The sequence below is a fragment of the Leptothoe sp. ISB3NOV94-8A genome (assembly GCF_043421595.1).
In the GTDB taxonomy this organism is placed as follows: domain Bacteria; phylum Cyanobacteriota; class Cyanobacteriia; order Phormidesmidales; family Phormidesmidaceae; genus Leptothoe; species Leptothoe turfae.
Genome location: NZ_JAXSQW010000001.1, coordinates 4480063 through 4492520, shown reverse-complemented (window position 1 = coordinate 4492520; position 12458 = coordinate 4480063). Strand labels below are relative to the sequence as shown.

9 protein-coding genes are annotated in these 12458 nt (G+C 45.7%); 4 read left to right on the top strand and 5 right to left on the bottom strand.

Annotated features, from left to right (window positions below):
• Nucleotides 1-212: 212 nt before the first annotated feature.
• The 4 genes from SPB21_RS18980 to SPB21_RS18965 all read right to left on the bottom strand — a co-directional run bounded on the left by SPB21_RS18980 (nucleotide 213) and on the right by SPB21_RS18965 (nucleotide 4311).
• Nucleotides 213-674, bottom strand: coding sequence for a recombinase family protein (locus SPB21_RS18980; RefSeq protein WP_499868724.1), 462 nt, complete (start codon nucleotides 672-674; stop codon nucleotides 213-215).
• Between the two features lie 69 nt (nucleotides 675-743).
• Nucleotides 744-1994 carry a hypothetical protein gene (locus SPB21_RS18975; RefSeq protein WP_499867431.1) on the bottom strand — a complete coding sequence of 417 codons (1251 nt, stop codon included), beginning with the start codon at nucleotides 1992-1994 and terminating at the stop codon, nucleotides 744-746.
• 177 nt (nucleotides 1995-2171) lie between these two features.
• Nucleotides 2172-2753: a tyrosine-type recombinase/integrase gene (locus SPB21_RS18970; RefSeq protein WP_499867430.1), complete on the bottom strand. Its 582-nt coding sequence runs from the start codon at nucleotides 2751-2753 to the stop codon at nucleotides 2172-2174.
• A 292-nt stretch (nucleotides 2754-3045) separates the two neighbouring features.
• Nucleotides 3046-4311, bottom strand: coding sequence for an SUMF1/EgtB/PvdO family nonheme iron enzyme (locus tag SPB21_RS18965; RefSeq protein ID WP_499867429.1), 1266 nt, complete (start codon nucleotides 4309-4311; stop codon nucleotides 3046-3048).
• 280 nt (nucleotides 4312-4591) lie between these two features.
• Between SPB21_RS18965 and SPB21_RS18960 the strand changes: the two genes are divergently transcribed.
• From SPB21_RS18960 to SPB21_RS18945, 4 genes are all read left to right on the top strand, one after another.
• Nucleotides 4592-4726 (top strand): hypothetical protein, encoded by a 135-nt coding sequence (locus SPB21_RS18960; protein ID WP_499867428.1) that lies wholly within the window; start codon nucleotides 4592-4594, stop codon nucleotides 4724-4726.
• Nucleotides 4726-7029 (top strand): NACHT domain-containing protein, encoded by a 2304-nt coding sequence (locus SPB21_RS18955; RefSeq protein ID WP_499867427.1) that lies wholly within the window; start codon nucleotides 4726-4728, stop codon nucleotides 7027-7029. The genes SPB21_RS18960 and SPB21_RS18955 overlap by 1 nt, the downstream gene beginning before the upstream one ends.
• 177 nt (nucleotides 7030-7206) lie before the next feature.
• A complete protein-coding gene (locus SPB21_RS18950) occupies nucleotides 7207-9327 on the top strand; it encodes a pentapeptide repeat-containing protein (RefSeq protein ID WP_499867426.1) in 2121 nt (706 codons plus the stop codon).
• 123 nt (nucleotides 9328-9450) lie between these two features.
• Complete coding sequence (locus SPB21_RS18945) at nucleotides 9451-11793, top strand: pentapeptide repeat-containing protein (RefSeq protein WP_499867424.1); 2343 nt, start codon at nucleotides 9451-9453, stop codon at nucleotides 11791-11793.
• Nucleotides 11794-11859: 66 nt separating this feature from the next.
• Here the strand turns inward: SPB21_RS18945 and SPB21_RS18940 are convergent, their stop codons facing one another.
• On the bottom strand, nucleotides 11860-12279 hold the full coding sequence (locus SPB21_RS18940; RefSeq protein WP_499867423.1) for a hypothetical protein: 420 nt from the start codon (nucleotides 12277-12279) through the stop codon (nucleotides 11860-11862).
• Nucleotides 12280-12458 lie beyond the last annotated feature (179 nt).

Genomic DNA, 12458 nt, shown 5'->3' with positions numbered 1-12458 from the left:
TCTCCTCAGACCATGGGGCTGATTGCCTTTAAGCTCAGAGCTGGACACCTGGGACCAGTCGGTAGTAGATAGTTTAGATTCCGGCTCAGGTTTAGCGGTAGCCACGGCTTCAGACATGACCTTAAGCTGACTTACCTGATTTCTGAAGGTTTGTAGCCGAATGACCTACTATCGCTTGGTTGGGTACTCATTACTTCCATTTAAGTGGCAACTTAACCAACCAAACGGTAGTAGGTCGCCCGACTGATACCCACCTGCTTACAAATTTCTGTGATAGGCATTTCTCCAGCATCAGCCAATCGCTTAGCCTCTAACTCCTGACCTTTGGTAACCGTTTTCTTACGACCACCTTTTCGACCACGGGCACGAGCAGCTTTCAAGCCTGCTTCGGTTCGCTCCTTGATAATGTCCCGTTCTAGCTCAGCAATACTGGCCATGGTGCGAAAGAAGAACTTACCCATAGCGGTTGAGGTATCGATCTGGTCCTGAATAGAGCGCAGTTCTACACCTTTGAACTCCAGGAACTCTGACACCTCAATCAGATGCTTGGTACTCCTGCCAGCTCGGTCTAGTTTCCATATCACTAGGACATCACCTTTACGTAGCTGATCAAGGCACTTATCCCACTCCGGTCGAGATGACTTTGCACCACTCACACCCTCATCAGTGAAGATGCGATCTCAACTGTCAGTGTTTGGGTTTGTACTGAAGCTTGGAACGGGTTCAGTGCTGAAGGATAAACATCAATCAAGTCCTAAAAACCGCTTAACCCTTCTTACTATGTCAGGAGTACCTATAACTAAGCCACCTGGTGCTTCGTAGTCCTTGACCTTTAATGCATCGCCTAATATAGATTCTTCATCTTCTTTCTTTTGAAGTGATTCAGCTAAAACTCGAATAGTAATTTGATTTTCCTGTAGCTGTTGCCCTAATCGAGAAATTTCAGCATTTTTATCTTGAATACTTTGATCCTTAAGTTCGATCACAGCACCTATCATTTGACGCTTTAGGTTTGCTATATCTAATTGATTTTTCAGATTATCAACTTGAATCTTTAGACTTTGTGCTTGCAAACTTAGGTCCGAGGAAACTTGAATCTTATTGATTAACTCGCTACCTGGAAACTGCAAGTAAGCTTTTAGATATTGACCAATCGTATCTAATGCTTCTTCTCTATTTCTAGGTTGAACTGCAAATATAGTACTTTCACCATCAGGGCTCAAACTAGTATCAACTTCAATACCAGCAATATCATTTAAGAACTCAGCAAAATATAAAAGGTATTGTTCACATGCTGTTTTGACTTCTGGTGGAAAGTTGAAGCGCTCAGTTAAAGAGTAAGTAGTTAAGGATGACTGATATTTATCTAATACTTCACTGTTTGCTTTCTTAAAGATCTCAATACATCTGTTCAAAAAATCCTTTAAGGTAAAACTACCATAGTCATTTATGAAGGTGGTAAAGATATCGTATTCTACTGGATTAGTATTGCTATGATCTGATTGTATGCCTAAAAGGCCACAATCTTCTGGGGAATTAAATTTTAATTCATAGCCATTTATATAGGAATGGAAATTATTGAAGTGCTCTTTTAGTGACCAGACTTTTTTCCAATTGACAATATCAATTTCAAACTTAAACTCAATATATTTTTCTCTGTAGGCAGGTTCTCGACTTGTAGGGCTTCCAGACCTGACTGAGATTGAATCTATCCAGAAATCTTCAAAAGAATTAGTTGAAAATAAATCATAAATATATATCTCTTCAAAAGAATTAGTTAATTCATCGATAGTATAGTTGCTTGTTTTATAGTATCCCTCTTTTGAAAATATACAGAGACTTCCTAAGCCCTTTTGAGTTCGAGAATAATAGCTTAAGTAAGCATATTCCGGTGAAATAGCTTCCTCATTGACAATAATTTGATAGGTATTAGTTTGATTTTCTCCTCTTACATATTTTTCACCTCTCTGAAAAATTGGCGTTGAACCACTCATATAAGCTCATTCCTTATCAATAAACCAAACTAACTAGCTACTATCTTAGTCATAGAACTAAATAATATTCAGGTAGTAAGTAATCATTAAACCCAATTAATAGCCAACCATCCTAGCGCTGCCTATTTGCCTTAAGGCTGAATTTACAAGCAATAGTCTCCTTTAGTTACAGACAAACTACCCAATATACCGAGCCGTCATCGTCGTTGACTTATGCCCTAGTAATCGGCTGATTTCTGCTGCTGACTTGCCCGCTTTCTGCAGGTTCGTAGCAAAGCTCCTACGGAAACTATGAGTACTAATTCCATCCAACTCGGGTGCAGCGTCAATCACCTCTTTCAAAACTTTATGGGCAGCTTGCCGAGAAACATGAGTCTTACGCTGACTGTTTTGGTAGGCCGGGAAGAGATACCCGCTTTCGGGTGCGTCGTAGGCATCTAGAAACGTCTGCAACTGTGGCTGAATTGCAATTTCTCGCGTCATGGGTTTGCGAGCTTTCAGCACAGTAATCACGATCCGATCGGACTGAATCGCATTCACATCTAAGCTCAGTACTTCAGAGATACGAGAGCCAGTGAAGTATGCGATCGCAAATACACATTGCCATTTCTCATCCGGCAAGTGATTGAAAAACGTGACTAACTCTTCTTCACCTAGATGACGAGCTTGACCCTTGCCATCTTTTTTCCGAGCTGGAGCCGCAACGGTTTCGGAGAGATCAAAATTCGCAGTCGTGAACATTTTAGGAGCGATTTTCATGAACACCTCTACTCTAGTTTACAAAATGGAGTAACGTAAACTAGAAATCAACGAATTTATAAGGGTTACAGCCATCAGTCTAGATTTTTGATCGTTTTTAGGACAACTGGCACACTCGCAACCAGTTTTATGAAGTCATCCTAAGACAACTTGTGTCAAGCTAAGACTATATTTATGTGACAGCAAGTGTGACAATCGAGAATTATGATCTTTGTATTGACTTGAGATTTAATAGTATTGATATGAGACAATCTCATGTCTGAAAAGTGCAGCAGCGCAAAAAGTGAAAGTGCTAATGAGGAGTCTTCGGGGCACTACACACTGCTCGAAAACCAATATAGTTGCTGCAGAGGCCAGGTTGATTGAGGTCGCGACGGGCGGAGCGGCAATACTCTAGATCGTAGGGCCAGGAGCCCCCGCGAAGAACTCGATAGAAGGAATCACCGTCCTTTATCCATGTACTGCCGTCGCTTAGTGCTCCATGATAGTTTTCATGCCAATGGTCCTGACACCATTCCCAAACATTGCCATGCATATCATAGAGACCAAAGGGATTGGGGGGATAAATACCTACTACAGTTGTTGTGCCTTGGTTTCGGTGAAAGTTAGCCTGCTTCCTGGTGAGTTTATCTCCACAGAAATAGCGCGTTGTTGTCCCCGCTCGGCAGACATATTCCCACTCTGATTCACTGGGCAAACGATAATCCTTACCTGTACGCCTAGACAAACGCTTGCAAAATTCAATCGCTTCATTCCAGCTCACTTGCTCAACAGGGAGATCGTCCCCCTTGAAGCCGGAAGGATGGGGATCTAAATGACTATCTGCATCAGGTAACAAAGAGACCGCATACCATTGACGTTGGGTAACTGGATACTTGCCCATGTAAAATGTTGGCACAGTAACTTTATGCTGTGGACTTTCCGAGTCTCTATGCCCTAGTTCATCCTTGGGAGATCCCATCCAGAAAACTCCTCCAGGAATTTTCACCATATCCAGATATGCACCATTACCCAGCTCCTGACGGAAATACTCAGCACTTCTCTGTTCTCGGCTAGTAATAAAACCTTCGTTATTTACCTTGACAGTTTCAAAGGTAAAGGTCGGAAGTTTCGGAGTTGGGGTTGCGATCTCATTTGGAAAATGCAGCTCAATTGACGTCACGAGCCGTTCTAATTCCCCGTCTTGAAACAGATCCACCCACTGCAGATCTGCCAGGTTTATTCCATATTCTTCTTGGCGTAGCTCGGGTACTTGGCAATCATCTAACCGGACCGGAATTAGATAGATTTTTCCAGGTGGCATATCTCCCATTTTCTGGAGGGCCATTCTAAATTCGCGTTGAATATAGCCTTGCTTAGCAACCGATTCCTTGGATAGACAGGCAATGAAAACGTCACTTTCTCGAATTGCCTTAGGTATTTCAGCTCGCCAGTTTTGCCCCGGTAATAAATCCTTCTTATCTAACCAAGGCTTGAAACCTTGAGCCTTGAGCCGATTGTACAGATCAATAACAGCATCCTTATCTTCACTGGCATGAGCCAAAAAAATCCGAACCATCGGCTACCATAGGGCTACAGGTTACATACTTTGAAAGCGGCTCTAACTTGGCGGTTGGGAGCCGTTTTCTGTATCTATAGCCTATTAAAGCTGGTTTGCTTGATAGATGTCAGGAATCTAAACCTGGGCACTGTAGGTATAGATGGCAGACATACTGCCCCATTAAATTTCTTATAAAAAGCCGCCCCTGGTGCTCAGTGCATCGGGGGTTATTTAATGCTTACGGAATCCCGATAAACCAGCTGTATACTCCTGATAACGCGGTTAACCGTTATCGGAAATGAGTAGACCTGCCACTGGACGAACCACCAAGCTTGTTAGAGTACCGATTCGCTTTGAGGCTCAAGTCAAGGCGTTGATTCGGCGGCTCAAGGACGAAGAAGCTCTGAAGCAAGTGCAACAGGAGCAGAGGTGATGCTGAGTGCTGTAGCATGGCTGCTGGCTGAGTCAGCTACTCAATCCGATCCTTTGTCCAATCTACTTGAGCAGCTTGAGCAGCTAATGTCTCCCAGGGCATGGACGGTGCTCTTTTTGGGATCTGTCGTTCTTGTATTTCTCCTCACTGTTGGTGACCAGTTATCTGGAATTCTTAGTTGGTTAGGTGTCCCAAGCCCCTTTCAGCGATCTCAACCCTCTACAGACCAGCTAGAACACACTCGCAAACAGCTACTGAAAATCGTCAAAAAAGAAGTCAACCTTCGTTTAGCTACGTCTTTGCATGAGCTGGTCAAGCTGGATCTCTATATGGAAGACCAGCGGCAACGGGTAGGTACCCCTAAGTATGAGCTGGTTCCTGAAGACCCACCCAAGGACGGTGAGCCCAGCTTTCAGGCTGTCAACCGGGTACTACATCCAAAAGGCAATAAACCACCGCTGGACTTAAAGCTCAAACAGAAAATCATTGAGGTTTTTGAGCGACCGGATATTGCAGGAAAGCTACTCATTCTAGGAGAGCCGGGCGCTGGGAAAACAACTGAATTGCTGCAGCTGGCTAAAGACTTGGTTGCTCGGGTAGAGGAGAATGCTCAGCATCCGGTGCCCATGATTCTAGAGCTGTCGAGCTGGAATGGGGAATCTATTGATAAATGGGTAGCAAGCCAACTAGATAGACTCTATAGTCTGTCAGAAGTCACCACACAGCAATGGTTACTAGGTAACCACATACTGCTGATGCTGGATGGATTAGATGAGCTAGGGCTGACTAAACAAAAACAATGCATTGCAAAGATTAACCAATTTCTAGAAACAACTCGTACATCAGAGTTAGTAGTTTGTTGCCGTCGAGAAGAGTATGAAGCAGGCCAAATTGAACTGGATGGGTTGAATGGGGCTATTTATTTAGAGACTCTGAAAGAAGATCAAATCCGTCAGTATTTTGAAGAATTAAATCGACTGAGCCTTTGGAAGAATATCAAGAATAGTTCAGCTTTACTAAAACTATCCCAGAAGCCACTGTTCCTTTTTATGATGGTGGTGGCGTATCAGGGTAATCCAATTCGTAACGAGCAGGAATTGTTTGATGCCTTTATTGCACAAAAGCTCAAAGAGAAGCATTCAGATGTTTACCCTCCTCATAAAGCTCCCAATTCTCATCAGACATGTGTTTACTTAATATGGCTAGCTCAAGAGCTGGAAATTTCTGATGAAACCGAGTTTTTAATCGAATGCTTACAACCTAGCTCGCTGTACCAATCCCAAAAAGAAATGCATCTTTATGAATTGATTTTTAGGCTGATTGTTGGGCTGCCTTGCGGGCTGATTGGTGGGCTGCCTTGCGGGCTGATTGGTGGACCAATTGTTGGACTAATTGTTGGAGTAATTGTTGGCCTGATTAGTGGGCTAGTTATCGAGTTCCACAAAGGCCTGATAGACGGGTTACGTGCCGGACTGAGCGTTGGGTCGATTGTCGCACTAATTCTCGGATTAATTGCTGCTGGGCTAATTAGCGTTTTTTCCCATGTGTATATTATGGGCTTGATTGAACGTTTGCTTTCCGCATTATTTTTCGGATTAATTGCTTGGCTATTTTTCAGTCTGCCCTGTGGGCTGATTGGTGGGCTGATTGGTGGACTGATTGGCGTGATACGTGAAGGGATGGGCGAAAGGTTGAAAATCTCAGCTATTCAACTACGTGAAAAACTGAGATTTTCATTCTCTGATGGATTAGGAATCGTTCTGAGTATCATAATGATTTTCGCGCTGACTTGCGGACTGAGCATTGGATTGGATCCTGAGCTGAGCGGCGGGCTAATTGGCGGACTGATTGGTGGACTTAGTTTTGGACTGAGTACTGTGCTTAGTTTTGGACTGAGTGTTGGACTAAGTAATGAACTAATCAATGAAAAAAACTTTCCTAACCAGGGGATTTGGAGATCTTTTCAGAACTCAATCGTTGTTACTTTAATAAGTGGACTGAGTTTCGGACTAAGTGTCGGACTAATTTTTGGATTGCTTTTCGGACTGAGTATCGGACTGAGTGTCGGACTGGGTGTCGGGTTAGTATTTGGGCTTAGTTTTGGACTGATTTTCGGATTAAAAGCAGCTATTCAACATTTTGCCCTACGTGTAGTTCTCACAATCAACGGACATACCCCATGGAACTACGCCCGGTTCCTTGACCATGCTGTTAAACACCGATTCATCCAAAGAACGGGTGGTCGCTATCGCTTCGTGCATGATCTGCTACGGAAACACTTTGCAGCCATGCCTTTGGAGTAGTTGACGTGGGACAGTGATCAGCAATCCTAAAGACAGTATTAGAAGGAAAGCAAAGAATTTCGAGGGTTTTGGCTGAGTTGCTTAGCAAATAGCCCAGAATTCGATCAGTAGAAGCATTAGCTGAACTTGATGAGTTAAAAAGGTATTGCTGGGTGATTGGGTGCATGGAGCTAGGACATGAAAGCCGCTGAGGTGCTGCGACTCTATGAGAAAGGTGAGCGAGACTTCAAAGGAGTCAGTCTCAGAGGTCAAAACTTTAAGGGCAAAGACTTATCAGGTGCAGATTTTAGCGGGGCTGATATCCGTAGTACGGACTTCACCAATGCGAATTTGACTGGGGCGAATTTTGCTCAGGCTACAGCTGGATTGCAGAAGCGTTGGGCAGCGGGGATTGTTGTTTCTTCATTATTAACGTCTACAATTCTAGAAATTTTTTCAGGGTTTGTCGGCGCTACTGTTAACCTACTCTATGACTCTGGTAAACCTCAAAATCAGATTGTTGGTTGGGCCTCATTAGCGGTTGCCGTTATCTTTTTATTCCTGCTTCTCTGTAAAGGTTTTAGATATGCAGTCATAGGTGTAGCAGTCATAGCTCCAGGTGTAATTGCGGGCCTATCCGGAGCTGGATTGATGGCCATAGGCAGGCCCATAAGTATAGCTTTAGCCATAACCATAGCCGGATTCGGAGTCGTTATCGTCGCTGTAGCTATAGCTGTAGTCACGTCTATAGCCGTAGCTGGAACCGTAGCTGGAACCGTAGCCTTATCTATATCCATATCCATAGCTGGATTCATCACTGGAATCCGCGCCGTAGCCATAGCTTTAGTAGTAGCTGTGGCGTTGGTGAGTGCCTATATTGGCTGGCGAGCGTTTAAGGGAGATGAGCGAGATGCTTGGATACGTTCTGTTGCTATCGCGTTTGCCGCTATCGGCGGCTCTAGTTTTCGAGGGGCGACGCTCACAGATGCTGATTTTTCTCAAGCATGTCTCAAAAGTACTGACTTTAGGCGAGCAGTGCTACGTCGTACCTGTTGGCGGGATGCTGAAAAACTGGACCGTGTACGTCCGGGAGAGACTTATCTCAACAATTCTAAAATTCGTGAGTTAGTACTAACGGGCAATGGGCAGGGACAGTCCTATGACCATCTGCTCAATCTCTCGGGTATCAACTTGCAAGGTGCAAACCTGTTCAAAGCGGATTTTACGGGCTCTAATCTCAGTTATGGAGTGCTGCAAGGGGCTAATCTCGCTAACACCAGTTTCATCGGTGCTAACCTCAACTGTGCCTACCTGCAAGAAGCTGACCTATCCGACGCCAAGCTAGTCCAAACTCAGCTCGATGTTGCTGACTTAACTGGTTCCACTCTGACCGGAGCCTATATCGAAGATTGGGGCATTACCACTCGTACCAAACTCGATGGCATTCGCTGTGACTATGTCTTTATGCGCTTGCCCTCTGAAAGACATCCAGATCCCAATCCCCGTCGTAAACCTGATGATTGGAACAAGACCTTTGCGGATGGAGAGTTTTCTGACTTCATCGCTCCGATGGTCGAAACCCTGGACCTATACCATAACCAAGCGGTAGATCCTCGTGCAGTTGCGATCGCATACCATGACCTCCAGCAAAACCATCCAGAAGCTGAGATGGAAATCGTTTCTATGGAGAAACGAGGCAAAAATCGAGATAAACTCCTGCTCCGTGCTGAGACAGATCCCCAAGCTGATTTATCTGAGCTGAACAGTCAGTATTTTGAGCGCTACGATTACTTGCTTACTCTGCCCCCAGAGGCATTACAAGCACTCCTTATTGAAAAAGATAAACAAGTCAAAATGCTAGCCCGCATGGTTGATACAGCAATTGATCGACCGTCACAAACGTTTGTTAGCCAATACCATAACCAAGGAGATGTAAATATGTCTGAACAAGGTTCAAACGCCCCAAAATATGACCTCCGTAATGCTCAGTTTGCCGGGGGGTTTGCCGAAACCGTCAAAGGCGACCAGGTCGGTGGCACGATCAATAACCAAGCTAGTAAAACACCCTCCCTTGCAGAGGCTGCAGCCGAAATCCAAGCCTTACTCAAGCAGCTAGAGCAAACCGCCCCAGCTGAGACCATGACCGAAAAGATGACCCTGGCTACCCAAGCTATTGCCCAAATCGAAGCCAATCCAACCTTCAAACAACGTGCCGTCGCTGCCCTCACTGCTGGTGGAATGAAAGCGTTTGAAAGTGCTATTGACCATCCCGTCGCCGCTTTCGTTGTGGGAGCGATTGACGAATGGAAAAAATCCTAGTTGACGCGGTTGATTGAGTTGGAGTGGCCAGCGTTGGATTTTTGAAGGTTGTTGCTGCTGAAGTTGAAGAAAAACGAACGTTTTCAGGTGTGTCGGCTGAGTTGTTGAAGTGAGGGTGGTGGCGTGGCGAATGTGAATCATTTGAGGCGGCTTAACCGGGGAGTAGAGGGCTGGAAGCGTTGGAGAATTGGGAATCCTAAGGTTAAACTTGACCTGAGTGGTGCCAATCTGAGGGAAGTCGACCTGAAGGAATCCAACCTGAGTGGCGCTGACCTGAGTGGCGCTGACCTGAGTGGCGCTGACCTGAGTGGTGCTGACCTGAGTAGTGCTGACCTGAGGGAATCCAACCTGAGTGGCGCTGACCTGAGTGGTGCTGACTTGCATGAAGCAAATCTAATTAGAACCGACTTGCGTGGAGCTAACCTAAATGGGGCCAACTTGCATGTAGCTGACCTAGATAGGGCCGACTTGCGTGTAGCCAACCTGCGTGAAGCAGATTTGCGTGTAGCCGACCTACGTAAAGCAAATCTGATTAGAGCCGACTTGAATGGAGCCAACCTGCGTGTAGCTGACTTGGGTAGAGCCGACCTGAGTGTAGCCGACTTGAATGGAGCCAACCTGCGTGGAGCCGATTTGCACGAAGCCGAGCTAAGTGAAGCCGAGCTAAGTGAAGCAAATCTGATTAGAGCCGACTTAAATGGAGTCAACCTGCGTGGAGCCAACCTGATTAGAGCCAATCTGCGAGGAGCCGACCTGTGTGGCGCTGACCTGAGTGAAGCCGACCTGAGTGAAGCCGACCTGAGTGGAGCTAACCTGATTAGAGCTAACCTGAGTGAAGCCGACTTGCGTGGAGCTAACCTGAGTGGCGCTAACCTGAGTGGCGCTAACCTGAGTGGAGCTAACCTGAATGCAGTCGATCTGAATGGAGCTGACCTGCGTGAAGTCGACCTACGTGAAGTCGACCTACGTGGAGCCAACCTACGTGGAGCTAACCTACGTGGAGTGAAGTTGGAAAAAGCTAACTTACGTCAGACTTGTTTTAGTTGTGCCAAGCTGCAAAAAGCTAACTTTACACAGGCTCAGCTGGTTGCAACTAATTTTATGCAGGCCGATCTGCGAGGGGCGATGCTACTGGGAGCAAATCTCCAGGGAGCGTATCTTCAGGAGGCAAATCTCCAGAAAGCGTATCTGGTTAAAGCCAATCTCAAATCGGCTAATTTAAGCTGGGGGCGTTTGCAATACTCCAATCTCGCGGGAGTCGATTTGAGTCAGGCTATACTTTGTGATGCGAATCTGACCCAAGCTAATTTGTTTCGGACTGATTTAGTAGGGGCTGACTTGCGCCAGGCAGACCTAACCCAAGCTATTTGTGAAAAGGCTCAATTTATTGAAACTAAGTTGGGTAGTGCCAGTTTCTACAAAGCTGATGCGACGGGAGCTAGCTTCTACAAAGCTGAAGCCATTGGTGTTGATTTTCAACAAGCTACTTTGACTGGTGCGTGTATCGAAGACTGGAATATCAACAGTGCCACGAACCTTAAGGATGTTGTTTGTGAGCATGTCTACCTTAAGGAAAACGCTCAAGAGCGTCGTCCCCATGGCGGTAGCTTCCAACCAGAAGAATTTACCCAACGGTTCCAAAAATTCTTAGAAACAGTCGATCTATTCTTTGTTGATGGTGTTGACTGGAAAGCCTTCTTAACTTCGTTCCAAGACCTAAAATCCCAATACGGCAATGAAAACTTGGCGGTTCAAGGCATTGAGCGCAAAGAACAGAACAGCTTTGAAATCCGTTTAGCAGTGCCACCAGAGGCTGATAAAGCTGAGATTGAGAAGGTAGCCTACGAACGATACGAGATTAATCTCAAACAACTTGAAGCCCAGTATCGTGAACAGTTAGCAGCTAAAGAGGGTGAAATAATCCGTTATCGTCAGCAGACTGAATCTCTAAAAGATGAATTATTAGACGCCTATCGTCAGCAATCTCGACAATCTGCACCAGACCTAATGGAAGTCGTTAAAATCCTTGCTGCTCGTGATTCTATTGTCAATGTTGAGGCAACTGCTGTAGCAGAGAACAACGCTCCTAAGTACGACCTCAGCAATGCGCAGTTTGCCGGTGGTTTTGCCGAAACTGTTCAAGGCGATCAGGTGGGTGGCACCATCAACAACTACGGCCCCAACACGGAAGACATCACCCGCCTAATCACCACCCTTCGCGACCAGGCCCAGACATTTCCTACCGACCAAAAAGATGAAGTCCTCGATACAATTGAAGCGCTGCAAGATGACCTCGCTAAGCCAGAAACCGATCAAAGCCGCATCAGTCGCCGGTTGAAAAAGCTGGTTGAGAGCGCAAATCTACTCACCGACCTTACCGACTTCACTAACAACGTCATCGAGCTAACCGAAAAGCTGAGCATTCCTATCGAGCAAGTACAGTTGCCACCGTCCAGCAATCCATAAGCTGCTTTAGGGGGTGTGCTCGTTTGGTAGCATTATCCCTCTCAGCTCATTCCGGACAGGTCATTTTTATTGACTCTGCCGTTTTGCGATCGCTAAACAGTCTGGACATTTACAGTGCCAAGATTGGCCTGCTTTGGCGGGTCTAGGTTGATGCTCAGCCGCTGTTTTTGCAGTCGCTCTTTGCTCAACACCCTTGCGGAAAAGCTTTGCCCAGCGGGATATTACTTCCTGCTTTTCAATTTGGCGATCTTCTTCGAGTGCTTCGATGATTTCAGTCGTGGTGGGGATGTAACCAGGGGGCCACTTACCCGCAAGCTTAGCCAGTGGGCCTTTACTATCGGGCGGGATGAACGAACTATTCAACGCACTACGCTGCTTGCCTTCAGCCGTGCGTGGACCTGTGCTCTTCTCCCAGGGTTTCCAATCCTGGATCAACCGTGCTTGCCGTTCACGCTGCTCCTTTGTCCACCGTCGTCGTGCCATCATTAATCACCTTTTATGTGTAGCTATATGCTGGTCAAGTCTTTAGCTTGCAAGGGATCTAGATAGTTCTAATAGTTCGTACTAACCTGGATACCCCCCTCTGATTAAAAAGGTCTTAGGTCTGCACATAGAGGGTGGGGTAACCCTTAAAACGCGCATTTCTTAAATTTTTACTTCAAAAA

Bases quoted from the DNA above. Each gene is read 5' to 3' on its own strand.
- SPB21_RS18940 (WP_499867423.1), bottom strand. From the start codon at position 12,279: ATGATGGCACGACGACGGTGGACAAAGGAGCAGCGTGAACGGCAAGCA.
- SPB21_RS18955 (WP_499867427.1), top strand. From the start codon at position 4,726: ATGCTGAGTGCTGTAGCATGGCTGCTGGCTGAGTCAGCTACTCAATCC.
- SPB21_RS18975 (WP_499867431.1), bottom strand. From the start codon at position 1,994: ATGAGTGGTTCAACGCCAATTTTTCAGAGAGGTGAAAAATATGTAAGA.
- SPB21_RS18970 (WP_499867430.1), bottom strand. From the start codon at position 2,753: ATGAAAATCGCTCCTAAAATGTTCACGACTGCGAATTTTGATCTCTCC.
- SPB21_RS18965 (WP_499867429.1), bottom strand. From the start codon at position 4,311: ATGGTTCGGATTTTTTTGGCTCATGCCAGTGAAGATAAGGATGCTGTT.
- SPB21_RS18950 (WP_499867426.1), top strand. From the start codon at position 7,207: ATGAAAGCCGCTGAGGTGCTGCGACTCTATGAGAAAGGTGAGCGAGAC.
- SPB21_RS18960 (WP_499867428.1), top strand. From the start codon at position 4,592: ATGAGTAGACCTGCCACTGGACGAACCACCAAGCTTGTTAGAGTACCG.